25 protein-coding genes and 1 tRNA gene are annotated in these 23,310 nt (G+C 65.6%); 8 read left to right on the plus strand and 18 right to left on the minus strand.

The window, feature by feature from the left end; genetic code table 11:
* Positions 1 to 66: 66 nt before the first annotated feature.
* Entirely contained in the window at positions 67 to 654 is a 588-nt protein-coding gene (locus tag IWX81_RS05375; RefSeq protein WP_199280177.1) for a J domain-containing protein, read from the minus strand.
* Positions 655 to 696: 42 nt separating this feature from the next.
* Positions 697 to 1,698, minus strand: coding sequence for a TauD/TfdA family dioxygenase (locus IWX81_RS05380; RefSeq protein ID WP_199280178.1), 1,002 nt, complete (start codon positions 1,696 to 1,698; stop codon positions 697 to 699).
* 116 nt (positions 1,699 to 1,814) lie between these two features.
* Between IWX81_RS05380 and IWX81_RS05385 the strand changes: the two genes are divergently transcribed.
* Positions 1,815 to 1,898 (plus strand) — tRNA-Leu (locus IWX81_RS05385).
* A 24-nt stretch (positions 1,899 to 1,922) separates the two neighbouring features.
* Here IWX81_RS05385 and IWX81_RS05390 read toward each other — a convergent pair.
* The 3 genes from IWX81_RS05390 to IWX81_RS05400 are packed head-to-tail and all read right to left on the minus strand — an operon-like array spanning position 1,923 to position 3,429.
* Positions 1,923 to 2,936 carry an NADPH:quinone reductase gene (locus tag IWX81_RS05390; RefSeq protein ID WP_199280179.1) on the minus strand — a complete coding sequence of 338 codons (1,014 nt, stop codon included), beginning with the start codon at positions 2,934 to 2,936 and terminating at the stop codon, positions 1,923 to 1,925.
* A gap of 16 nt (positions 2,937 to 2,952) precedes the next feature.
* A complete protein-coding gene (locus tag IWX81_RS05395; RefSeq protein ID WP_199280180.1) occupies positions 2,953 to 3,276 on the minus strand; it encodes a biopolymer transporter Tol in 324 nt (107 codons plus the stop codon).
* Entirely contained in the window at positions 3,277 to 3,429 is a 153-nt protein-coding gene (locus IWX81_RS05400; protein ID WP_199280181.1) for a hypothetical protein, read from the minus strand.
* Positions 3,430 to 3,606: 177 nt separating this feature from the next.
* On the opposite strand from IWX81_RS05400, the gene IWX81_RS05405 reads away from it, so the two are divergent.
* Entirely contained in the window at positions 3,607 to 4,350 is a 744-nt protein-coding gene (locus IWX81_RS05405) for a DedA family protein (RefSeq protein WP_442977631.1), read from the plus strand.
* On the opposite strand, the gene IWX81_RS05410 is transcribed toward IWX81_RS05405, so the two are convergent.
* Genes IWX81_RS05410 through IWX81_RS05420 form a run of 3 tightly spaced genes read right to left on the minus strand, consistent with a single transcriptional unit; the run spans position 4,347 to position 6,757 of the window.
* Positions 4,347 to 4,889: a HEAT repeat domain-containing protein gene (locus IWX81_RS05410; protein WP_199280183.1), complete on the minus strand. Its 543-nt coding sequence runs from the start codon at positions 4,887 to 4,889 to the stop codon at positions 4,347 to 4,349. The genes IWX81_RS05405 and IWX81_RS05410 overlap by 4 nt on opposite strands.
* 9 nt (positions 4,890 to 4,898) lie before the next feature.
* Positions 4,899 to 5,510: a metal-dependent transcriptional regulator gene (locus IWX81_RS05415; RefSeq protein WP_442977619.1), complete on the minus strand. Its 612-nt coding sequence runs from the start codon at positions 5,508 to 5,510 to the stop codon at positions 4,899 to 4,901.
* Positions 5,510 to 6,757 (minus strand): Nramp family divalent metal transporter, encoded by a 1,248-nt coding sequence (locus IWX81_RS05420; protein WP_199280184.1) that lies wholly within the window; start codon positions 6,755 to 6,757, stop codon positions 5,510 to 5,512. Before IWX81_RS05420 ends, IWX81_RS05415 begins: the two co-directional genes overlap by 1 nt.
* 67 nt (positions 6,758 to 6,824) lie before the next feature.
* On the opposite strand from IWX81_RS05420, the gene IWX81_RS05425 reads away from it, so the two are divergent.
* Positions 6,825 to 7,778 carry an L-lactate dehydrogenase gene (locus IWX81_RS05425; protein ID WP_199280185.1) on the plus strand — a complete coding sequence of 318 codons (954 nt, stop codon included), beginning with the start codon at positions 6,825 to 6,827 and terminating at the stop codon, positions 7,776 to 7,778.
* Positions 7,779 to 7,792: 14 nt separating this feature from the next.
* On the opposite strand, the gene rdgB is transcribed toward IWX81_RS05425, so the two are convergent.
* From rdgB to IWX81_RS05445, 4 genes are read right to left on the minus strand one after another with little or no spacing between them, the layout of a single operon-like run.
* On the minus strand, positions 7,793 to 8,422 hold the full coding sequence (gene rdgB / locus IWX81_RS05430) for an RdgB/HAM1 family non-canonical purine NTP pyrophosphatase (protein ID WP_199280186.1): 630 nt from the start codon (positions 8,420 to 8,422) through the stop codon (positions 7,793 to 7,795).
* Between the two features lie 14 nt (positions 8,423 to 8,436).
* On the minus strand, positions 8,437 to 9,159 hold the full coding sequence (gene rph, locus IWX81_RS05435; protein WP_199280187.1) for a ribonuclease PH: 723 nt from the start codon (positions 9,157 to 9,159) through the stop codon (positions 8,437 to 8,439).
* Positions 9,156 to 9,998, minus strand: coding sequence for a glutamate racemase (murI, locus tag IWX81_RS05440; RefSeq protein WP_199280188.1), 843 nt, complete (start codon positions 9,996 to 9,998; stop codon positions 9,156 to 9,158). The genes rph and murI overlap by 4 nt, the downstream gene beginning before the upstream one ends.
* A gap of 25 nt (positions 9,999 to 10,023) precedes the next feature.
* Complete coding sequence (locus IWX81_RS05445) at positions 10,024 to 11,487, minus strand: cryptochrome/photolyase family protein (RefSeq protein WP_199280189.1); 1,464 nt, start codon at positions 11,485 to 11,487, stop codon at positions 10,024 to 10,026.
* Positions 11,488 to 11,509: 22 nt separating this feature from the next.
* On the opposite strand from IWX81_RS05445, the gene IWX81_RS05450 reads away from it, so the two are divergent.
* On the plus strand, positions 11,510 to 12,802 hold the full coding sequence (locus IWX81_RS05450; RefSeq protein WP_199280190.1) for a nicotinate phosphoribosyltransferase: 1,293 nt from the start codon (positions 11,510 to 11,512) through the stop codon (positions 12,800 to 12,802).
* A gap of 3 nt (positions 12,803 to 12,805) precedes the next feature.
* On the opposite strand, the gene IWX81_RS05455 is transcribed toward IWX81_RS05450, so the two are convergent.
* The 3 genes from IWX81_RS05455 to IWX81_RS14950 are packed head-to-tail and all read right to left on the minus strand — an operon-like array spanning position 12,806 to position 16,346.
* Entirely contained in the window at positions 12,806 to 13,099 is a 294-nt protein-coding gene (locus IWX81_RS05455; protein ID WP_334593155.1) for a DUF3039 domain-containing protein, read from the minus strand.
* A gap of 44 nt (positions 13,100 to 13,143) precedes the next feature.
* Positions 13,144 to 14,718 carry a hypothetical protein gene (locus IWX81_RS05460; RefSeq protein WP_334593157.1) on the minus strand — a complete coding sequence of 525 codons (1,575 nt, stop codon included), beginning with the start codon at positions 14,716 to 14,718 and terminating at the stop codon, positions 13,144 to 13,146.
* The gene (locus IWX81_RS14950; protein ID WP_334593159.1) at positions 14,694 to 16,346 is read right to left on the minus strand and encodes an ABC transporter ATP-binding protein; all 1,653 of its coding nucleotides are present in this window, start codon (positions 16,344 to 16,346) and stop codon (positions 14,694 to 14,696) included. The genes IWX81_RS05460 and IWX81_RS14950 overlap by 25 nt, the downstream gene beginning before the upstream one ends.
* Before the next feature lie 602 nt (positions 16,347 to 16,948).
* Between IWX81_RS14950 and IWX81_RS05470 the strand changes: the two genes are divergently transcribed.
* The 4 genes from IWX81_RS05470 (at position 16,949) to IWX81_RS05485 (ending at position 20,272) form a co-directional block, all read left to right on the plus strand.
* Positions 16,949 to 17,641: a phosphocholine cytidylyltransferase family protein gene (locus tag IWX81_RS05470; RefSeq protein ID WP_199280191.1), complete on the plus strand. Its 693-nt coding sequence runs from the start codon at positions 16,949 to 16,951 to the stop codon at positions 17,639 to 17,641.
* A 129-nt stretch (positions 17,642 to 17,770) separates the two neighbouring features.
* The gene (locus IWX81_RS05475; protein ID WP_334593161.1) at positions 17,771 to 18,571 is read left to right on the plus strand and encodes an ABC transporter permease; all 801 of its coding nucleotides are present in this window, start codon (positions 17,771 to 17,773) and stop codon (positions 18,569 to 18,571) included.
* Complete coding sequence (locus IWX81_RS05480) at positions 18,571 to 19,317, plus strand: ABC transporter ATP-binding protein (RefSeq protein ID WP_199280192.1); 747 nt, start codon at positions 18,571 to 18,573, stop codon at positions 19,315 to 19,317. The genes IWX81_RS05475 and IWX81_RS05480 overlap by 1 nt, the downstream gene beginning before the upstream one ends.
* 40 nt (positions 19,318 to 19,357) lie before the next feature.
* Complete coding sequence (locus IWX81_RS05485; protein WP_199280193.1) at positions 19,358 to 20,272, plus strand: hypothetical protein; 915 nt, start codon at positions 19,358 to 19,360, stop codon at positions 20,270 to 20,272.
* Between the two features lie 17 nt (positions 20,273 to 20,289).
* On the opposite strand, the gene IWX81_RS05490 is transcribed toward IWX81_RS05485, so the two are convergent.
* From IWX81_RS05490 to IWX81_RS05500, 3 genes are read right to left on the minus strand one after another with little or no spacing between them, the layout of a single operon-like run.
* Positions 20,290 to 21,582: a CDP-glycerol glycerophosphotransferase family protein gene (locus tag IWX81_RS05490; RefSeq protein ID WP_199280194.1), complete on the minus strand. Its 1,293-nt coding sequence runs from the start codon at positions 21,580 to 21,582 to the stop codon at positions 20,290 to 20,292.
* Between the two features lie 42 nt (positions 21,583 to 21,624).
* Complete coding sequence (locus IWX81_RS05495) at positions 21,625 to 22,458, minus strand: glycosyltransferase family 2 protein (RefSeq protein ID WP_199280473.1); 834 nt, start codon at positions 22,456 to 22,458, stop codon at positions 21,625 to 21,627.
* A 56-nt stretch (positions 22,459 to 22,514) separates the two neighbouring features.
* Positions 22,515 to 23,309: a CDP-alcohol phosphatidyltransferase family protein gene (locus tag IWX81_RS05500; protein ID WP_199280195.1), complete on the minus strand. Its 795-nt coding sequence runs from the start codon at positions 23,307 to 23,309 to the stop codon at positions 22,515 to 22,517.
* Between the last annotated feature and the right edge of the window lies 1 nt (position 23,310).

Here is a 23,310-nt window from a genome sequence, read left to right on the forward strand (position 1 = left end):
CCGCCGATCATCCGTGATCCCTGTGATGAGCGTCTGCGGTTATCCACAGGGCGGCGATCTGACGGACTAGACGTGCCCCAGTCGCGCACGGCGAACAGCGACCTCGCGACCGATGGTCACGAGCCCGTAGATGGGGGCGACCAGCAGGAACAGCCCGAGCAGCGCGCCCAGGGTGGTGGCGACGAGCGTGATGACCGCGGTGACAGCGAGCACCAGCAGGGCTGTCACGAGCCACGGCGTCCTGCCCGTCAGGGCGAACGCCATCAGTGACACGAAGATCAATCCATAGCGCGCGAGGGGCTCCCAGATGCCCCACGCCGGCGCACCGGCGTAAATCGAGACGAAGATCGCTACGAGCGTCACTCCCGCCCAGGTGCCGAGCAGAAGTCGGCTCCGCGGTCGAGGGATGGGGCGCAATACAGGTCCACTCGCGAACGGAATCGCGCCGGATGGCGCTGCTCCCAGTCGCGACACGAGCACGTCGTGAGCCTCGACCACCCCGATGAACTCGCGGGTTGCCTCACGCGAGCGCGTGGCATCCACGAATCGGTCAGGATGCGTGGTTCTGGCACGCCGACGGTACGCGCTCTCGATGTCGGCGGCCGACGCATCCAGCGAGACGCCCAACACTGCGGCGGCGTCTTCGGGGCTCATTTTCGAATCGTACCCCGGCCGGAGCGTGACCGGGACACGAACCTAGCTGTGGACGGCGCCGACGGTGCGGCGGTCGCCCAGGAGCTGCGGCCACAGGCGGCGACGGTCGCGCACCACGAAGCCGCGAGCGATGAACCGGTCTTTGCCGTCGAAGCGCGGCGTGTACATGGAACGACCGTGCATCGCGCGGAGATTGTCGAGCATGAGAAGGTCGCCGGCCTGCAGGTTGTGGCCGTCACGGTGCTCGATGTAGACCTTCACGACCTTCTGCAGCAGCTCCTGCGCTTCGGCGGTGATGCCGTGCATGAGGTCCTGGTCGATGAGGACGTACGGGTCGTCCTCCGGTCCGTTAAGGATCGCGAACGGGCCGCGGATCGCCTCGGGGTCCGGGATGTAGGGACGGAATGATTCGTCGATCATGGTCGCCCACAACGGGCGACGCAGCATCGCGACCTCGTCGTCGGACATCAGCTCGGTGATCTTTCGACCTGAGAACGCATACGTGTAGGCCTCGGGGTCGCCGCGAAGCGCGCCCAGGATCACGTAGTCGGGCTTGAACGCGGAGAAGCACTGCTCGGTGTGGGCCTCGAGCTCCACCTTGGAACCCTGCGACTGCTGGGTGGTGGCGAGCTTCGGGTTGGGCACCATGTCCTGGATGAGGTGTCCGTTGCCCTCGGCCTCGTAAGCAACCATGCTGCCGAGCAGGTGTGCGAGAACAGCCATCTCCTTGGCGAACACGGTTTTCGCGCTGATGCCCGACTTGTTGTCGAGAGGAGTGTCGATGAGGTCGGGGTCGACGATCAATCCGCGCACGACGAGGATGCCCGTGTCTGAGCCCACGTCCGAGAAGTTCAGCAGCGCTGCTCGAACATCCTCCGGAAGTGTGAACGATGCGGCGAGAGCCTGGCGCCCGAACTCATCCGGCTCGGTGTTCGCGTCGGCGGTGATGGTGATCGCTGCGGTGCGAATCGCTTCGGCGGTGGCGGTATCGAGAGTGAAAAGGCTCGGCTGGAGCTCGTGAACGCTGATGTCGTTCTCCTTCATCGTGGGACTGCGCCGATCAAGAAGCGCTCGATCCAAATTACACCCTCCGCGCTGGGAGTTAGGGTGCCCTCACGGGATCCGGGGTGCGGCGTGGCGGCGATAGAATCGAGCAGCCAGCGGGAGTGGTGAAATTGGCAGACACGCAGGATTTAGGTTCCTGTGCCCGAAAGGGCGTGCGGGTTCAAGTCCCGCCTTCCGCACTGTACGGATCGTTCGGCGGAATCTCAGCCAGCGACGTCGATCAGCACCTTGCCGACGGCGCCATCCTGAACTGTCTGGTGCGCCGCTGCCGTCTCAGCAAGGGTGAAGCGCAGGAGCGGCAACCCGTGCTCCTCACCCACGGGAAGCACGCCAGCGACGAGCGCCTCGGTGACGTCGTCGACAGCGTTAGCCATGGCCTCGTCGCCGACCGTGTAGAGCAGCACGAACTGGTACCGGATGTTCTTCACCATGTTCGGGCGGACCGCGATGGACGCCGTGTCCCCGCCGTCATCGGCGTACATCGAGACGACCGCGCGCGGCGCTGCGATCTCTGCAACGAGCGCGGCGTTCTGCACGATTGACACCTCGACGACGATGTCGACGCCCTGCGGGGCGATCGCGGTGATGGCGCCCGCGGCGTCCTCGGTGCGGTAGTTCACGATGTGGTGCGCGCCGGCTGACCGGGCGAGCGTTGCCTTCTCATCGCTGGAGATCGTCGTGATCACCGTTGCACCGGCCCAGCGGGCGAGTTGGATGGCCGCGTGACCGACCGCTCCGGCACCACCCGCGACAAGCACGGTCTTGCCGTCGAGCGCTCCAGGGTGGAGCCTCGTCGGCCCACCCTCCAGCACCGTGAGGGCGCGATGTGCCGTCAGCGCCGGCACACCCATTGTGGCGCCGATGTCGAAAGTTGTGGAATCCGGCAGCTTTGCGACCCGCTGGACCGGAAGGACTGTGAACTCCTGGGCCGTTCCGGTGGGGCGGTTGCGTGCTGACAGGTACGTCCACACCCGGTCACCCGCGGCGAGCGCCGTGACGCCCTCCCCGACAGCGTCGACGGTTCCGGCGCCATCCTGGTTCGGCGTGACCTCGGGGAATTCGAGTGGGCCGTTGGCCCGAGATTTCCAGTCAGTCGGGTTGACGCCGGACACAGCGATACGCACCCGCACCTCGCCGGGTCCGGGTTCAGGAATATCACGTTCGACAAGCCGCAGAACATCGGGCGAACCGGGCTGGGAGTAGATGATCGATCGCATACTGGTGGTCAACCGCTCACTGCTCCTGATCGTTCCCGAGTGCGTCGAGTTTCTTCAGCGCGTCTTCGGCCTGCGCGAGCCGAGCCTGCTCAGGCTCCTCCCACCAGCGCGGTCCGCGCTCTCCCAGACCGTGTTTCGCGAGAGAAACCCGACGTCGTGCGTCAGCCAGCCGGGCCTCGTCCTGGTGAGCTTTCGCCACTCGGACCGCGGACCTGCCCCGCCCCAGATGCGACGTCAGAGCGTCGACGACGGGGACAGGAAGAGACGGGTCGGTTCGGCGCCACCGGCGACCGTCGATGACGAACCAGCGCTCATCATCGACGGCTGGATCCTCCGCCATTCAGCCCGCGGGGTTCTCGACCGGCGTGCCGTTGTCGTCCGAGGCATCCTTCGTGGTCCCGCCCTGCCCTACGGTGCTGTGGTCCGGCTCTTCCGGAGCTCCGCCCGAGGCTGTGTCGGCGTCTGAATCTGTGGTGTTCTCTGTGTCTGTCATGCGCACCACACTAAAAGTCCGCGCCGTATAACGACAGGGGTTGACGATGGAGAATTCGGCCGGATTGGGGGGTTCACCCCAGTTTCAGACGACGGCTGAAAGAGTACTCTGAGTTCACCACCTGACGGCCGCCGATTGACGTTTACGGCAACCGACGACTTTGGAGTTCCCGCCTTGATCCATACCGCACTGATTCCGTGGCTCGATCCGGCCAACCTGATCGAGGGTTTCGGCCCGTTCGCTCTGCTCGGCGTGTGCCTGATCGTGTTCGCGGAGACTGGCCTTTTGCTGGGATTCCTCCTCCCCGGCGACACGCTCTTGATCATCACAGGGCTTCTCACCTTCACCGGCACGATGGTCGACGACCCGACAGGGATCAAGATCCCGATCTGGTGGGTGTGCCTCGCCATCAGCCTTGCAGCATTTCTCGGAGGAGAGGTCGGCTATCTGATCGGCCATAAGGCCGGCCCACGAATCTTCGAGCGCAAAGAAACCGGGCTCTTCAGCATTGAGAACGTGAAGCGCACCAACGGCTTCTTCGAGCGGTTCGGGGGCCTGGCGGTGATCGTCGCGAGGTTCGTACCGATCGTCAGGACTTTCGCCCCGGTGGCGGCCGGCGTCGGCCACATGAACTACAAGAAGTACTCCTTTTACAACGCGGTCGGCGCAGTGGTCTGGGGCTCCGGCTTGACGTTCGTCGGCTTCCTCATCGGCAACATTCCGCCGGTTCGTGATTTCGTCGTCAACTACATCGACATCATCCTGCTCGGGGCCGTCGCCATAGCGGTCATCCCCACCGTTTTCCACTACATCCAGTCAGTGGTCAAGGCACGAAAGCATAACGCGCAGACCGTGAACGTCACCCGGGCCGACGAGCTGGTGCTCGACGACAAGAAGTTCGACCAGAAGCTGGGCGACTAGCCCTCTTCCGGAGTCGCCGGGGCGGGCCTGCGCTTGCGGATCGCGTCGATCCCCTGCTGGGCACCGCGGCGCACCTCGATCTCGGGGTCTTTCAGCAGTGGCTGGATGACCTCCAGGTCGTCCCCGATGGCACCCAGTGCCCGTGCCGCCGCCGCACGAACCCGCGCGACCTCATCGGTGAGCAGCGCGCCGACCTCTGCCTGCAGGGCCAGCTCCCGTGTCGCGGCGACCCTCGTCGCCATCTCGCGGACTCGCCAGGCCTGGTTCTGGAGTGCCGCGGTCACGCCGGCGATCGCGCTGTCGTTCCAGACGTAGAGCAGCGCTCGGGTGCCCCACAGCTCCGGCCAGTACAGCACTGGGGCTCCCTCGAGAATGCCCCGGGCGTGCTCGCCGCCCACGACGAGCAGGAACTCCTCGCCCTCGTTATTGCCCGCGAGCAACGACAGCGAGCGCAGCACGACGGTGTCGACGCCGAGCTGCTCGACCGCAGTGGCGATGCGGGCTTCGATCGGAAGGTCTGCGGGAGTCTCATCAGGCACCCTGCAACCCTACGGTGCCTCGACCCAGATCGACACGCGGGCGTCGCCGCCGAGTGCTGCCCGTTGCCGCGCGTCGACCACCGCTCCGACGACGATGCCCTCCGATTCAAGGGTGCGGAGGAGCTCGGGGTCTCTGTCACTGATGCGCACCACCCGGCCGCCGGCAGCGGCGTCGGCCAGCAGCAGCGCGGCGGGAACGGTCACGGTGCCGTCCGCGGTGGGGATCGGATCGCCGTGCGGGTCGCGTGACGGAAACCCGAGCTGGGCATCCAGCGCGTCCAGCAGCCTGTCGCTCACCGCATGCTCGAGCACTTCGGCTTCGTCGTGCACCTCGTCCCAGCCGTAGCCGACGTGCTGAACCAGCCACGTCTCGATAAGCCGGTGACGCCTCAGCATGCGCAGGGCAAGCGCCGTGCCATCCGGTGTCAGGTCGATCGCACCGTACGGCTCGTGCACGGCGAGCCCCAGCGCCACCAGTTTCTTGACCATTTCGGTGACGGATGATGCAGCCAACCCCAGGCGGGAGGCCAGCAGTCCCGTGGTGATCGGCACCGGCTGCCACTCGGTGTGCGCGTAGATGACCTTCACGTAGTCCTCCACGGCGGTGGGAGTCGCGGCCATCAGTCACCCACCACCACGAGCACGATCAGCAGCACGTTGAGCACGGTGATGGCCGCGGCCGAGATCCACCCGCTCCACCTCAGCCACGGGCGGTTCGCGAACTTCCCCATCACCGTCTTCGAACTCGCCAGCCAGACCAGCGGGACCAGGGCGAACGGGATGCCGAAACTCAGCACGACCTGGCTGAGAACCAGCGCGCGAGTGGGGTCGAAACCCACGGCGAGCACCACGAGCGCCGGCACCAGGGTGATGGCCCTGCGCAGCAGCAGCGGAACCTTCACCTTCAGCAGCCCTCCCATGATCGCGGAGCCAGCATAGGTTCCCACGCTCGTGGAGGCGAGACCACTGGCCAGCAGCCCGATGGCGAAGATCACGCCGATGGCGGGGCCCAGGGTCGCGACGACGGCAGCATGGGCACCCTCGATCGAGTCCGTGCCCTCGATTCCCCTGAGGGCGGAGGCGGCCAGCAGCAGCATCGAGATGTTCACGGCACCGGCCACGAACAGCGCTCCCCCGACGTCCCAGCGCGTAGCCGACAGCAGGCTCCGGATCCGCACCCGATCCTTCGTCACGCCGTGCCTGTCACGTGCGAGCGCCGAGTGCAGGTAGATCACGTGGGGCATGACCGTGGCACCGAGCATCGACGTCGCGAGCAGCACTGAGTCAGTGCCCTCGAATCGAGGGACTATTCCCGCGACGGCCTCAGCGGGGTCCAGGCCACTCAAGAAGAGCCCGCTCACGAAACCGACGACGATGACGCCGAGCAGGGTAATGATCACGGCCTCAAAGGAACGCTGGCCGCGATGGGACTGCAACAGGAGCAGGCCCATCGATGCGAGGCCGACGATCAACCCGCCGAGCAGCAGCGGCACGCCGAACAGGAGGTTGAGCGCTATGGCGCCTCCCAGCACCTCGGCGACGTCAGTGGCTCCCGCCACGAGCTCGGCCTGGATCCAGTACACGCGCCGTGGTCCGGTCCGAAGCCGCTCGCCGAGGATCTCCGGCAGGCTCTGCCCGGTGACGATCCCCACCTTGGCGGACTGGTACTGGACGAGTACCGCTATAGCATTCGCGAGAACCAGCACCCAGAGCAACAGGTAGCCATACCGAGCGCCCGCTGTGAGATTCGCTGCGACGTTCCCGGGGTCGACGTAGGCGATCGCCGCGACGAAGGCTGGTCCGAGCGCAAGCAGGGTCGCTCTCGCCTTCCGGGGCGGTGCCGCGATCGGCTGCGCAGGTTTCGGCATACCGAAATTCTATTGCTGCGCCGGAGGTCTATACCGGCGATACCAATCCATGCAGCATGATTGCCCCATGACCGCGATAGAGAACTCCAAACTCGCCATCATCGGCGCAGGGGCGGTGGGCACCTCCATCGCCTACGCCGCCATCACCCGGGGCTCCGCGCGCGAGGTGGTGCTCTACGACGTGAACACGGCCAGGGTCGACGCCGAGACTCTCGATCTCGCCCACGGAACGCTGTTTACCGGGTCCACCTCTATCAGTGGCGGTGATGACCTCGATATCGTCATCGGCTCCCACGTGATCGTGATTACCGCCGGAGCTAAACAGCATCCCGGACAATCCCGTCTCGACCTGGCCAGCACCAACGTCGACATCCTTCGCGACCTGATGCCGAAGCTCGTCGCTCGGGCTCCCGACGCCGTCTACCTGCTGGTCACCAACCCCTGCGACGTGATGGTCGTGGCTGCGCTCGCGATCAGCGGGCTTCCGAACGGACGCGTGTTCGCCTCAGGTACCGTGCTGGATAGTTCCCGCCTGCGATGGCTACTCGCCAAACGAGTGGGAGTGTCGGCCTCGAGCGTTCACGCCATGATCGTGGGAGAGCATGGCGACTCTGAGTTTGCTCTCTGGTCACAGGCCAGCGTGGGTCCGGTTCCGATTCTCGAATGGCGCACGAAGGATGTCGCACCCCTCGACCTCGAAGAGTTGGACCGCATTGCTGCTGATGTCAAGAACGCCGCGTACCGCGTGATCGCGGGCAAGGGCGCCACAAACTACGCCATCGGACTTTCGGCAGCACGGATTGCCGAAGCGGTGCTGCGGGACGAACACGCGGTGCTTCCTGTGAGCTCGATGCTCACCGATTATCGCGGCATCTCCGGGGTCGCGCTCTCCATCCCGAGCGTGGTGGGTGCCCGCGGGATCACCCACGTAATCGACACGCCATTCTCGCCGCGCGAGCTGGAGTTGCTCACGATCTCCGCGAACGCGATGAAGGGCACGCTGGGGCCGCTCGGGTTCTAGCGTGACCGCCTCCGCTACTCCCCGAGCAGCTGCGCGCGCACCGTCGGCATGATCGCCGTGAAGGCGAGGGCTCGGTGGCTGATCGCGTTCTTCTCTTCGGAGCGGAGTTCGGCCGAACTCACCGACAGCCCCGCCGGCTTGAAGATGGGGTCGTAGCCGAATCCGTTCGGACCGGCTGGTTCGTGCAGCACGGATCCCTGCCAGATGCCGAGCTCGACGAACTCCCGGGTCTCAGCATCCTCGGCAGGGCCGTCCGGACCGAGGGCTCCGACCGGCGGAGGCACAACGAGGGCGGCCGCGCAGGTGAAGTGGGCGGCGCGGTTGGCTTCGGCGCCGAGGTTGGCGAGCAGCAGCTCCACGTTGGCCGCGTCATCCCGGCCTCCGGCATAGCGGGCGGAGTGGATGCCCGGAGCCCCGTCGAGCGCATCGACCGAGATCCCCGAGTCGTCGGCGATGGCCGGCAGCCCGGTGAACGCTGAGGCGGCCCTCGCCTTGATCAGCGCATTCGCTTCGAAGCTGTCGCCGTCTTCGACCGGCTCGGGCCCCTCGTATCCGACGAGTTCGATGCCGTCGAGGGCATCCCCGAGGATGCGGCGCAACTCCTCGACCTTATGAGCGTTGTGGGTGGCGAGCACGAGTTTCACTGTATTCCTCCGTTTCAGGCGAGAGTAGCGACCTGGAGGGCCGTGAGGTCGACCGCTCCACCGAGCGCGAGGTCGAGCAGCACATCCAGCTCACGACGATCGAACGGCGCGCCTTCGGCCGTGCCCTGCACTTCGACGAACAGGCCACGACCGGTCACGACGACGTTCATGTCGGTCTCGGCCCGGACATCCTCGGTGTAGGCCAGGTCGAGCAGCGGTTCGCCATCGATGATCCCGACGCTGACGGCGGCGACGGAGTCGATGATCGCTTTGGCGTTCTTACCGATGAATCCCTTCGAACGACCCCACTCGACGGCATCGGCGAGAGCGACATACGCTCCCGTGATCGCCGCGGTGCGAGTGCCACCATCGGCCTGCAGCACGTCGCAATCGATCACGATCGTGTTCTCACCGAGCGCCTTGGTGTCGATGACGGCACGGAGCGAGCGACCGATGAGCCTCGAGATCTCGTGCGTGCGCCCGCCGATCCTGCCCTTGACCGATTCGCGATCCATGCGGTCGTTCGTGCTGCGCGGCAGCATCGAATATTCGGCCGTGACCCAGCCCTTGCCCTTGCCATTCAGCCACCTCGGAACCCCGTTGGTGAATGACGCCGTGCACAGCACCTTCGTTCGCCCGAACGAGACGAGCGCAGAGCCTTCGGCCTGGTCGCTCCATCCGCGCTCGATGGTGACGTTTCGCAATTCGTTCGCGGCGCGGCCGTCGATCCTGGTCATGAGTATTCCGTTCTCGGTATGTGGATGGCCCCGGTGTCGAAAGTGTTGACCCTGGCGACCTCGGGGCCGAGGAAGCGTGACGCCAGGGTGAGAAATGCGGCCTTGTCCTGGCCCGTCGCCTCGAAAGCGTAGGTCGGGACTTCGGCAGAATGCCGTTCGAGATCGTGTGCAACCAGGGTGCGGTAGACGTCGTACGCCGTCTCCTCGGCGCTCGACACGAGTGCGACGGAATCGCCCATGACGTACTGGATCGCAGCCGACATCAGCGGATAGTGGGTGCACCCGAGCACGAGGGTGTCGACATCGGCGGCTTTCAAGGGCGCCAGATACTCCTCGGCGACCGCGAACAGTTCGGCGCCGCTGGTGACACCGGCTTCCACGAATTCGACGAATCTCGGGCACGCCTGCGTGAACAGTTCGAGACCGGATGCCGCGGCAAACGCATCCTCGTAGGCCTGGGACTTGACCGTGCCGACAGTGCCGATCACGCCGACACGATTGTTGCGCGTCTGGCGCACCGCTGCTCGAACCGCGGGCTGGATCACCTCCACCACGGGAATGCCGTAGCCATCGGTGAAGCGTTCCCTGGCGTCCCGCAGCATGGCGGCCGACGCCGTATTGCAGGCGATGACCAGCAGCTTCACCCCATCGGCTACCAGCCCATCCATGACCTCGAGTGCGTAGCCGCGCACCTCGGCGATGGGCTTCGGGCCGTACGGCGAATGCACGGTGTCACCGACGTAGAGGATCGATTCGCGCGGCAGCTGGTCGATGATCGCGCGAGCCACCGTGAGCCCACCCACGCCGCTGTCGAAGACTCCGATCGGCGCGTTGTTCACAGTTCGAGGGTACAGGCCATCCCGCTCAGAGCCCTTCGCGCAGCGACTCCTGGTGCACGACCTGCTCGCGGTCCGACAGTCGCCTCAGGCCAGCGAGTGGCTGCGCCATCCTGTGATTGCCCACGAGCTTCGGGGCAGCACGATCCAGGAAGGCCCAATAGCCCGCGGTGTATGGGCAGGCGTCCGGCCCGAGTCGCACCTTCGGGTCGAAGCGACAACCGCCGCAGTGGTCGCTCATTTTGTTGATATACGCGCCGCCGGACGTGTAGGGCTTGGTCGCCACGATCCCGCCATCCGCGTGCTGTGACATTCCGATGACGTTGGCGGGCATCACCCATGGTGTGCCGTCGACGAACATGTCCGTGAACCACCGGTCGAGCTGTCCGGGGTCGTAGCCACGTTGCAGCGCCCAGTTCCCGATGATCATCAGCCGCTGGATGTGGTGGGCCCAGCCGTGACGGGCAAGCCCGTCGATGGCGTGATGCAGGCAATTGGCTTCGATGGATGCCGCGTCGAGCTCGAGGAATTCCCGCGGCAGGTCGACAGTCGCCTCGAGATGGTTGTTCGAATAGCGGTAGCCCTCGCCGAGATGCCAGTACAGGTGCCACATGTAGTCGCGCCATCCCATCACCTGGCGCACGAAGCCTTCGACGCTGGCGAGCGGAGCACGACCAGCGTTGTACTCAGCGGCCACGGTGTCGACGACGTGGCGGGGATCCAGCACACCGAGATTCATCGGAACACTCAGCAGGGAATGGGCCATGGTCCAGTCACCGGTGAGCGTCGCATCCTCGAAGGGGCCGAAGTCGTTGAGCCTGCTCTCCACGAAGTCGTCGAGCGCGAGCTGGGCTTCGGCACCCGTGACCGCGAACCTGCGCGGTTCATCCTGCCCGACGAGATCGACGAGGCCGTCGGCCTGCCAGCGGTCGAGGTCGGCCCTGACTTCTGCATCGATGTCGTCCTCGACGGGCCACCACGGCTCGGGCAGCCCCAGGGTGACGGCGCCCTTCGGAGGAGACTTGCGGTTGTCGTGGTCGTAATTCCATTGCCCGCCCGCCGGCGCGTTGCCTTCCATCAGCAGACCCGAGCGCACCCTCGCGTTCCGGTAGAAGTCCTCCATGAGCAGGCGTCCCTTGCGACCGCTGGCCCACTCGGCGAATTCGGCCTCGGTGGTGATGAACCCCCGGGACGGGAGGATTTCGATCGGCCGGGACCTGACGAACCTGCGCGCCTCATACGAGGTCGGGTCGACGACCTCGAGGTCGGTGCGACCGTCGACGACCTCGGCGTAGGTGTCCGCCTGGTGGAACTCCACTCTCGAGCCGAGCTCGGCGGCACGGTGGCGGATGGCGGAGAGGATGACGTGGGCTTTGGCCCGGTGCATCCTGCGTCGACCGAACACCGAGCGCGCCTCGACCAGCAGCATCGGGCCTCCATCGTCGAAGGTGTCGCCGAGTTGTCCAGCGAAGGTGAGGCGCGTGCGATCCATCCCTCGACCATATGCTCGAATCATGAGCACAGCACTCCTCACAGACCGTTACGAGCTCACGATGCTGGATGCCGCGATCGGCAGTGGCACGCACGACAGGGAGTGCGTGTTCGAGGTCTTCACGAGACGGCTGCCGGATTCGCGCCGATACGGGGTCGTCGCCGGCACCGGTCGCCTGCTCTCGCTGATCGAGGAGTTCCGATTCGGCGAGGCTGAACTCGGCTGGCTGCGCGACAACGCCGTGGTGCGGCCGGAGACCATCGACTGGCTGGCCGACTACAGGTTCACCGGCAATATCAGCGGATACCGCGAAGGAGAGCTGTTCTTCCCCGGCTCCCCCATCCTGGTCGTCGACGGATCGTTCGCCGAGGCCGTGCTGCTCGAAACCCTCACCCTCAGCGTGCTCAACTACGACTCCGCTGTCGCCTCTGCCGCGGCCAGGATGGTCTCGGCCGCATCCGGCCGGCCGCTGGCGGAGATGGGGTCGCGACGCACCGGCGAGCATTCGGCCATCGCTGCGGCGAGGGCCGCATTCATCGCCGGCTTCAGTGCCACGAGCAACCTCGAGGCCGGCAGACGCTGGGGCATCCCCACCATGGGAACCGCCGCGCACTCGTTCACCCTGCTGCACGACAGCGAGGAGGCCGCGTTCCAGGCCCAGGTCGATGCTCTGGGACCCTCGACCACCCTGCTCGTCGACACCTACGACATCGCGGCCGGAGTGGAGCTCGCGGTGAAAATCGCCGGCACCGCCCTCGGAGCTGTGCGCATCGACTCCGGTGACCTCCCCGTGCAGGTCGCGGCCGTGCGGGCGCAGCTCGACTCGCTCGGCGCGACAGGCACGCGCATCACCGTCACCAACGACCTCGACGAATACACGATCGCGTCGCTCAGGGCCGCCCCGGTCGACTCGTACGGGGTCGGCACCTCGGTCGTGACGGGATCCGGTCATCCCGCGTCTGGCATGGTCTACAAACTCGTCTCGCATCGCGATTCGGAGGGCACCTGGGTCAACGTCGAAAAGAAGTCCGCCGCGAAGGCCACAGTGGGAGGGCGCAAGTTCCCGGTCAGGTCGCTGAGCAACGAAATTGCCGTCGCCGAGACCATCTATGTGGATGCAGCTCCCGCCGCCGACTCCACCGAACGCACACTGCTGGCACCCCTCGTGGCCGCGGGAACCGCCGACGAACGCTACACCGGGGCCGCGGGCACCGCGCTTGCGCGCATCCATCACGCGACGGCCATCGGCGAGCTGCCGGATGACGCACTCAGGCTCAGCCGGGGCGAGCCCGTCATCCCGACCGTCTACCGGTAGGCGCTACTTCAGGGTCTCGTAGATCTCTTTGCAGGTGGGGCAGACGGGGAACTTCTGCGGATCACGACCGGGCACCCAGAGCTTGCCGCACAGCGCGAGCACCGGCTTTCCCGACAGCGCAGATTCCATGATCTTGTTCTTGGGCGCGTAGTGCGAAAAGCGTTCGTGATCGCCCTCTTCGACCTGCTCCTGCTGGATCAGTTCCTCGAGTTCGCGGTCGAGGGTGTCGGTGCCACCGCCGGTGCCACCGCCGGTGCCACCCGCGCCAGGATCTGACATGCGAAAAGAATCAACCATGGGTCGATTGTACGTCCGCTGCCTCCATCGCGGAGGGCGGAACGTCAGCTGCGCAGCGTGAACGCGAGCAACTCTGGACCGCGCTTGCTGACGATGTGACCACCCCAGGCGATACCGGACACGAGCACGACCAGGCCGATCGAGAGTCCAGCTCCCAGCGCCCAGAGTTGCCAGTCATTGTCGGGCTCGATCGTCGACAGCACCATCAGCCAGACAACAGGGGCCGCCAGCAGGATCGTGAAGACAAACGACAGCGACTGCACGACCGAGCCGGCCGTACCGACGGCCTGGGGCTGCGCGAACGGGCTGTCCCCGGGGTGCACGGCCGCGTACGGGAACGCTGCCGAGACGAGGCTGGAGATTCCGAGACCCGCCAGCAGCAGGCACGCGCTCAGGCCGATGAGTCCCGGCAGCGTGCTCTGGTCGCCGGAGATGGTCACCGTGACCAGACTGCCGATGACAACGAGCGGGATGCCGAGGAAGAGGGCGGGGACGATGCGGCCTCCCCGGTCATCCACTCCCCTGGTGTTCGACGCGACGTGCACCCAGAACGCCGAACTGTCGTGTGCCACGTCGTTGTGCACGGCCCATCCGAGGAACAGGCACATCACGGGCACCGGCACCCAGACGATGAACTCGCCCGGCACCCCGCCCACGAGCAGGGCAGCCACGAGCACGAACGGGATGATCGGAATCACGGCAAGGGAGACGCCGTAGCGGGAATCGCGGCCCCAGTACGTGAGGCTTCTGGCGGCGATTGCACCGGCCGGAGTGGCCGGCAGTCGGGCGAACCAGCCGAGGCTGGAGCGAGGCCGCACGCTGACATCGTGATCCGGGCGGGCGAGCATGACGGCGACGAGAGCACGCCACGAGAACCAGAGCACTGCAAGGAACACGACGGAAATGAGCAGTTTTGCCGCCGCCTGGCCGCCAAGGCCGAGCGCTGTGTCGCCGGGAGCGCTGAGAGCCGAACCGAGTGGGGTCCACTCGGCAACGGAAGCGATGCGACGCACGATCGGCAGCACCTGGCTTTGCCAGTCGAAGGTCGCCAGTGCCGCGATGGCGATGGCGCCGATGACGAGCACGCCGACGGCGATGTTGCCTACACCATCCCGGGCGCGACTGCTCGACAGAAAGGTGGAGGAAAGAGCCGTCGAGACCCTCGCCGCGAGCACACAGGTGGGGACGATCACGATCGCGCTGAGAATCGCCACGAGCACCGGAAGGGGCCCCCGACTCCAGGTCGCTATCTGAGCGATCGCGAGCACGACAGCAGCGAAAGCCGGCACGCTCAGGCTCGCAGCGACCGCCAGCCGCAGCGCGAGCGGCGTCGCAGGGATTCCCAACAGCGCAAATCGGCGGGGATCGATGGTGTCGTCGATGCCGAACGCCATAGGGAGCGTCAGAAAACCGAGAACCACGCCCGACCCGACGACGACGACCACGACTCGCGCAACATCCGGCGTCGCGGAGCGCAGGTCGACGAGCCCGGCCGCGAGAATCACCGTCGTCGCGACTCCCCACAGCAGGGAGAGCACCATCCCGATGCGCTGCGCTGGGCCGCGCCTGAAGGTGTTCGCGACGATGGTCAGCTTCAGTCGGAGAAACTGTGCAACCACTGCAGCCCCTCCGACACTTCGACTCCGCCGGTCAGTTCGATGAACCGCTCCTCGAGAGACTTGCCGTTCCTGACCTCGTCGATCGTGCCATCGGCGAGGATCTGGCCGTTCACGACCACGGCGACGTGGTCGCACATGCGCTGCACCATATCCATGCTGTGGCTTGACAGCACGACCGTTCCGCCCGCCGCCGCATAGTTCTTGAGGATCTCGGTCACCGTCGCCGCCGATACCGGATCGACCGATTCGAACGGCTCGTCGAGCACGAGCATGCGGGGGGAATGGATCATCGCCGCGGCGAGCGCGATCTTCTTCGTCATTCCGGCGGAGTAGTCGGTGACGAGTCGGCCCATCGACTCCTCGAGGCCGAAAGCCTGGGCGAGGTCGGCGCTGCGCTTGCGCACCACCGATGCGTCGAGACCGCGGAGGATTCCCGAGTAATAGAGAAGCTGCGCTCCGGTGAGACGGTCGAACAGGCGCAAACGGTCGGGCAGGACACCCATTTGCCGTTTCGCCGCGGCCGGGTCACCCCATACATCGGTTCCGTGCACGATGACGCTGCCGGAGTCCGGGCGGAGCAGACCGGTGATCATCGACAACGTGGTGGTCTTACCAGCTCCGTTGGGGCCGACAATTCCGTAGAAGTCCCCGGCCCTGACCTCGAGATCGATCGATGCGACGGCGACGGTCTCATCGAAACGCTTGGAGAGACCCGTGACAGAGAGCACGATGTCGTGGGCCCCACGGTGCGGGGCTTCTTCGGCGGACAGCTCGACGGCGGCGTCCGGCGCGATGTCATCCGGCGCGATGTAATCCGTTACCTGCATCGAGGTGTCTGACGGGATCTCGACATCGGGATCTTCCGAGGTTTTCGCGAGTTCGGCTATCGCCTCGGCTTCCGCCACCTTTGCTGCCCTGGTGGCCCTGGCGGCGGCGAGAGACTCGCGTAATTCCGAGACGCGGGACTGTGAGGCAGAACCCACTCGCTTCGCCCATGCTGAGGCTCCGGCCAGTGCGGCCTGGGTTGCACTCGGCCCGTCAGGCTTCGATGCCACCTCCCCGGTGGGTTCGGACACGTCTTCGGCAGACCCATCGGCCGCGATGACGGAGGTGGGTTCCTCGAGGGGCTCGTCGACGGGGGTCGTGGCCACTGGGTGGTCGGGTGCGGCGTCGTCGGGTGCGTCGCCGTTAGGTGCGTCGCCGGCCTCGACCGGCTCCACGGCAGCAGTGTCGCTCTCCCGAGCGGATGCGTCATCAGCGGCAGTTTCTTCGCCGACCGGTGTCTCGAGAACCGGCACTTCTGGCCCAGGCGTTTCCCCTACCGGTGTCTCTGCGACGGTGTTCTCGACCACGGCGTCATCGAGCTGCGGCATCTCTACCGGCGACACCGTTGCCTCGGGGGCGGGCGTCGCGCTGGCCGGCTTACGAGGAGCCGGGGTCTTGCGCGGCGTCGTCGACCGCGCGGCTGCCGGGCGTGTAGCTGCCGGGGTGGTGCGAGCGCTCGAGGACCGCGGAGTAGTCGTGCGCTTCGCCGCAGGAGTTTTCGCGGCCGAAGCCTTCTCGGCCGAAGCCTTTGCAGTTGGAGCCTTCGCTGACGTGGCCTTCGCGGTCGGGGCCGGATCTCCCACAGCGCCGTCGGCAACGGCTGGGGACGCAGCCGCCGATGTCGCGGCGGGCTTGCGGGGCGTTGTTGCCCGCGGGGCGGCAGGCTTGCGAACGGGCTTGGACGCTGCAGGAGCATCGTCCGTCCCCGCAGCCGGTGTTACACCCTCTTGGGAAGAGTCTGAGGATGCCGCGGCAGAAGCCGCGCGCGACGCTGCTGTCGATCGGGCAGCCGCCGGCTTGCGCGGGGCTGCAGGCTTGCGCGGAGCCGACGTACGGGGTGCCGCTGGCTTGCGCGGCGATGGGGTACGCGGTGTCGCACTGGGCTGCGCACCCGGCTGCGCATTGGGCTGTGCACCCGGTTCAGATGCTGGAATCTGCGGCGTTTCGCCCTCGTCGGGTTCTGAGGCATTTTCCACAACTCGAGCGTACCAAGCCTCGTCCCCCTCTGGTCGCGATCACGAACGCACAACGAAGGCGAACTTCTCATACCACTTTCAGTCTGCACAGTTAGTGTGGATAGAAGCACAACGGCGTGTCCTGACTGACAATCACCGGTGAACATCAGGCAAACACTGATGCCACCCGGAATTGCTACTCTTTTCCAGAGACAACCTAGGAGCTCAACGTGACCACGCAGATCGTCATCCTGGCGGCCGGTATGGGCAGTCGACTCGGTCGATCCCTCCCCAAGCCCCTCACTGAATTGGCCGACGGTCGCACCATCATGCGCCAGCAGTTCGACAACATCCATCACGCATTCGGCAATGCCGCCAAAGTGACCATCGTCGTGGGATACAAGCTCGAGCACATCATCGAAGCGTTCCCCGAAGCCTCGTTCGTCTATAACGAGCAGTACGACCAGACCAATACTTCGAAGAGCCTCATGCGCGCACTTCAGGCGTCATCGCCCGGTGGTGTCCTGTGGATGAACGGCGACGTAGTCTTCGACCCCACCGCCCTCGAGCGGGCTGCACGACTCGTCGCACGCGACCAGTCGTTCGTGTCGGTCAACACGGATCGAGTCTCCGACGAAGAAGTGAAGTACACGACCGACGCCGAGGGCTACATCCGCGAGCTCTCCAAGACCGTGAAGGGCGGCCTGGGTGAAGCCGTGGGCATCAACTACATCTCACGCGACGATAAGGCCGTGCTGCTGCGCCAGCTCAAGCGCGTCGGCGACCAGGACTACTTCGAACGCGGCATCGAGCTCGCTATCGAGCAGGATCGCATGCTCGTCGAGCCCATCGACATCTCAGACCTGTACGCGGTCGAGGTCGACTTCGCCGAAGACCTCGAGCGAGCAAACCTCTTCGTCTAGCCTTCACCGGCCAGACCCGCGGGTCGGGCGTGCCGAGACCTCACCCGCTGTCGACGCGTGGGTGAGATCTCGGCAGGTCCAATCCGCGGAAGTCTTGGCGGAGCCCCGCGACACCATACGATAGAGCGCGTGTCAGCCGAAGGGGCCCCACGTCGACTGCGATCGCCGTTTGCCCGATACCGCCAGTCGTTGTGGCTGTTGACCGTTCGCGATCTGCGAGTGCGGTACTCCACCTCGGTGCTCGGCTATTTCTGGTCGATCCTCGACCCGCTCGTCATGGCGGGCATCTACTGGTTCATTTTCACCCAGGTTTTCTCTCGCGGTGCCGGGTCACAGCCCTACATCGTCTTCCTGCTGTGCGCGCTCCTGCCCTGGATGTGGTTCAACGGCGCCGTGTCTGACGCGACGCGCGCGTACATCCGTGAGGCGAAACTCATCCGCTCCACCAAGATCCCGCGCACGATCTGGGTGGCCCGGCTCGTGCTGTCCAAAGGGATCGAGTTCGTCGCGAGCCTGCCCGTGCTCATCATCTTCGGGATCATCACCGGAGCCACGCTCCACTGGCAGGCGGTCTACTTCATCCCCGCGATCATCCTGCAGACCATCCTCACCATGGGGGTCGGGCTGATCGTCGCTCCGCTCGTCGTGTTCTTCCGTGACCTCGAGCGCGCCACGAAGCTCACCCTGCGGTTCCTCTTCTACGCGAGCCCGATCATCTACGGGCTTCCCGACCTGCAGCGCGTCGGCCTCGAATTCATCGGGTCGTTCAACCCCCTTGCCGGCATCTTCTCGCTGTACCGTGCGGCCTATTTCCCCGAGCAGTTGGATGGATATCCCGTGGTGATCGCCGCGCTGATGAGCCTGATCATCCTGGCCGTCGGCATCCTCGTGTTCACCCGCACCGAGCGCGCCGTGCTGAAGGAGATCTGATGCCCGAACAGGTCGAGCCGGTCATCCGCGTGCGGGGTGCCGGCATCCGTTTCCGCCGGAACCGACGTTCACGCCGCAATTTCAAGGACCTGTTCGCCAGCAGGAAGCGCCGCGCCCGTTCCAACGAATTCTGGGCGCTCAGGAACGTCGACTTCGATGTCTATGCGGGCGAGGCGATCGGCGTGGTCGGGCGTAACGGCCAGGGCAAGTCCACGCTGCTCAAGCTCGTCGCCGAAGTGATCCTCGCCGACGAAGGTTCCGTCTCGGTGAGAGGAGGAGTCGCGCCCCTGATCGAGATCACGGGTGGCTTCGTCGACGACCTCACCGTGCGCGAGAACGTCTTCCTCACGGCCGGCCTCCACGGGATGTCGCGCTCCGAGATCACGTCGCAATTCGACGAGATCATCGCCTTCGCCGAGATCGGCGACTTCATCGATACCCCCTACAAGCACCTGTCGAGCGGAATGAAGGTGCGCATCGCGTTCGCCGTGATCTCGCGGCTCGAAGAGCCGATCGTGCTCGTCGACGAGGTGCTTGCGGTGGGAGACAAGGCGTTCCGCGAGAAATGCTACAAACGCATAGAGGAGTTGCTCGCAGGCGGGCGCACCCTCTTCTTCGTCTCACACAACGAGCGGGACCTCAGTCGCTTCTGCTCGCGCGGGTTGTATCTCGATAAAGGCGCCCTCGTGCTCGACGGCCCTATCGACGACGTGCTGGCACGCTACAACGACGACCACGGAATCTGAACCCCCAGTTTCGATTCGACCCCCGCGGTACGGTGGGATCATGGCGAAATCCACCGAGTTGAACGTCTCGAGCCCCTTCGTGGTCAAAGGCATCGACCGTGTGCTCACCGTGCAGCGGCCGGTCGTGCTGGCGCATATCCGGAGCATCCGCAGGGGTCGACCGAACGACAGTCCTGAGGCGATCATCCGCATCCTCGAGCGCCGGTACCTCGCGGCCGTGACCACGGGCGGGGCTCTGGTGGGAGCCAGCGCGGCGATTCCGGCGATCGGAACCGGCGCATCCCTCGCGTTGTCCGGTGCGGAGACCGCAGGGTTTCTGGAAGCGAGCGCCCTCTTCGCGCAGTCTGTCACCGAGATCCACGGGATCGTCGTGGATGATCCCGACCGTGCTCGCGCTCTCGTCATGACGATGGTGCTCGGAACCGCCGGCAGCGATCTCGTGAAGCAGCTGGCCGGGCAGGCAACGGGAAATGGAGCAGCCAAGTCGGCATTCTGGGGCGAGACACTCACGAAGAGCATGCCGAAGGCGGTCATGGGGCCGATCGCCGATCGCATCAAGGTCACGTTCATGAAGAAATTCGCTGTCGCCCAGGGCACGAATGTCGTCGGGCGGCTGATCCCATTCGGCATCGGAGCGGTCATCGGCGGCGGCGGGAATCACATGCTGGGTCGCCAGATCGTGCGCAGTTCCCGTGAAGCATTCGGCCCACCGCCCGCGGTATTTCCGGGAGGGCTCGAACCTGTCGTGAAGCTGCCGAAGGAGCCCAAAGCGGTCAAGCCGCCGAAACCCGCGAAAGTTCCCCGCGAGCCTGGGGCGCGCCGGGAGATCCGCGTGCCGCTGCCGACGATTCGGCTGAAGCGTCGCTCACGCCCCGAAGCCATCGATCCGCTGGCTGCTCCGGATCCGCTCGGCACTGATCCGCTCGGCACTGATCCACTCACTCCCCCGCGCTAGCCGCCAGGAACACGAGCTCAGTTCCGGTCTCCCTCATCGGTGGCGAGATCGTCGAAGGGGTCGTACGGGTCATCATCGTCAGCTTCGGCATGGATGGCGTTGTGCGTCTCCCACTCGGTCATCAACCTGCTGATCGCCGCTCGGAACCGCTCGGTGGCGACACCTTCCGACGTGTCTCCGAAGTGGCGCTCCACCCAGTACAGCAAGCGTCGGTGGGCTTCCTCGTCGACCTGCACACGCTCGACGATCGCCACGACATCGGCGGAATCCGAGCTGGACAGCCACTCGGCCGCACCCAGATATCCACTCTCGTCGACATCGGCCTCAGGCGACACCGGTCTCGTGACAAGCAACGGCTTGCCGGTGGCAAGCCTGTCGTAGACCATCGCTGAGATGTCGGTGATCGCGACATCCGCAGCACCGAGCTGCCATCCGAGTTGTGCGCTGTCGTCATAGACGTGCTGGGCACTGGGGTCATTCGCGTTGGCCTTCGCGATGGCGGCGATGATCGCCAGATTCGCGGCTTTGTACTCGAGATCGATGACGCCGCTGCGAGGGTGCGGACGGTAGATCACCCTGTGCTCACCGGTAGCCAGCAGCGCGGTGACGATGCTGACCCCGTGGCTGGCGATGGAACCGTAGGCCGCCGCGGCGCGATCCCCCTCCCACGTCGGGGCGTACAACACGACGGTGCGGTCATCCGGGGTGAAGGGCAGAACGCCGGTCAGGTGATCGGCCTGCGGTCGCCCGATCATGATCGCGCGCTTCTCGAGGTCGAAATCCCACAGCTTATGGCTGAGCCGTTCCAGGGCTGCTTCCCCCGCGACGAAGCTGTAGTCGTAGGCCTTGAACTGGTTCGTCGACATGTACATCTTGTCGCTCTCACCGTGGTTGATGAACACGTGCCACATGCGGCCGTAGCGGAACATCTGGAAGTTGCGAGAGTTCTGGTTCACATAGAACACGATGCGGATCTGCTGGCTGTGCACGAACGACTCGAGGTCGACGACATTACGCAGATAGAACGCATCGACCGGCGACTCTTCCCAGAGCTTCAACACCGTAGCTGGCGATCGCGCGATGATGGCGACGGGCCAGGTGTCCGCGAGCTCTGCGAGCGGCGCGTACCACTGCCTGATCTGGTACATGTTGACGACGGAATCCGCGAAGTACACGGCGATCCTGACCGAGCCGGCCGCGGGTTGCGGATGCAGCCTGGCCATTCGGGCGATCTGCGCCCTGTCTCGCCGCGAGGTGACGAGGTCTGCTACCGTGCGTCCGAACAGTCGAATGTCACGAACAATTGGCATTGAGTCCTCCCAGGCATCCTCAGAAAATCAGGTGCGATCCCATTAAATCAGGGGTGGGCGACCGGCACGTGCCATGCGCCAGACCGTGACCCACGTGATGCGGCGACGTGCACCCGGATTCTCACGCCAGCCCGCCATCCATCCACCGAACCAGGCGCGGAGGCCCTGCGGTCGTTTCACCGACCTGATCAGCTGGATTCCCGTCCAGCTTCCTACGTAGAACGGCACGATCGGCCACGGCAGGTTGCGCCTCGCCAGCCACACGCGGTTGCGGGCGTTGAGCCTGAAATAGTATTCGTGTCGCGTGGGCTCGATCGCCGGATGATTGGCCACGAGGTCGCCGGCGTACAGAACACGAAGCCCCTGGTCCCAGACTCGCCAGGCCAGCTCGATGCCCTCGTGGGCATAGAAGAATGGATCGGCCCACCCACCCGTCGCGTCGAACACCGCTCGCGGCAGAAGGGTCGCCCCTTCCCACACCGAGAAGACATCGCCGGATTCGGTCGCCAGCCCTTTCCTGATGCGGGGAATCCAGCGTCGGGGGTTCTCGACTCCCGTCGGATCCTCGACCCGGGGCTGCAGCAGCCCTATGCTCGGATCCGCCCTGAGCTTTGCGACGGCATCGGCCAGGAACGTCGGGGATGGGATGCTCGCGTCATCGTCGAGGAAGAAGATGTACTCGCCGCTGACGTGGTCGGCTCCACGGTTGCGTCCGGCCGGAATGCCCAGGTTCTCGGGTAGGAACACTGTGGAGACATCAGCGGGAACCCCCGTGGGCTGCCAGGAATTGCCGACCACGACCACGTCGAGAGTGACTCCGGTCTGGGCGGCGAGGCTGGCGAGACCCCTGGCGAGGTCATCCGGTCGCTTGCCCATCGACAGGGAGACCACGCCGATGGTGGGGCGGTCTGCGGGCGAGGCCACTGGCGAACTCAGGATCGCACCCGCTTCGACGCCATGATGGCGACGAAATGTCCGATCAGGGCCAGCACCGCGAGCGGCAGAAGGATGAGAAGCAGCCCGCGCTCCGCCGCCAGGGCGGGAAGGAAGAGGCCGACCACGGCCGCCGCGAACGCCAGCATCGTGAGCTCGACCGAATGGTAGAGGCGGTGGAATGGCACGAATCGCGCCAGCCTGCGCAGTCGGGCGACGAGTCGCTGGCTCGGCTCGGCTTCGCCCTTCCGGTCGCTCAGCTTGTCGAGACCGGCGTTGGCCCTGGCCACGTGCACCATGTCGTTGAGCGCCTTGTTGAGCACGATGACGAGCGCCAGGGCGAATCCCGCGGTGGTCCAGGCGAAGTCGGGCGGGAACTCGAGCGGCCAGCCCGCGGCGCGGATCCCCAGGGCGATCGGGATGAGCGCCTCGGTCGAATAGTGGCCGACCTTATCGAGGAACACACCGGCGGGAGACTTCGTGTTGCGCCAGCGTGCGACTTCGCCGTCGGAACAGTCCACGAGCATCTGCAGCTGGCCGAGGACGAGCGCGAGCGCGGCTCCCCCGATCCCGGGCACCAGCAGCGCAGCCGCTGTCGACCATCCGACGAGGATCATCAGGCCGGTGACGCCGTTCGCGCTGATGCTGGTCTTGAGGAGCATCCAGGTCAGGTAGGGCGAAAGATCGCGCAGGTACAGCGACGCCGTCCAGTGTTCAGCGTTCGCGCGCAGGCGCACCTCGGGAGGCTGAGTCACTTCACGCAACTGCTCGATCGACGTGGGGCGGCCGTCCATG

Source organism: Salinibacterium sp. CAN_S4 (assembly GCF_015752305.1).
Classification (GTDB): Bacteria; Actinomycetota; Actinomycetes; order Actinomycetales; family Microbacteriaceae; genus Rhodoglobus.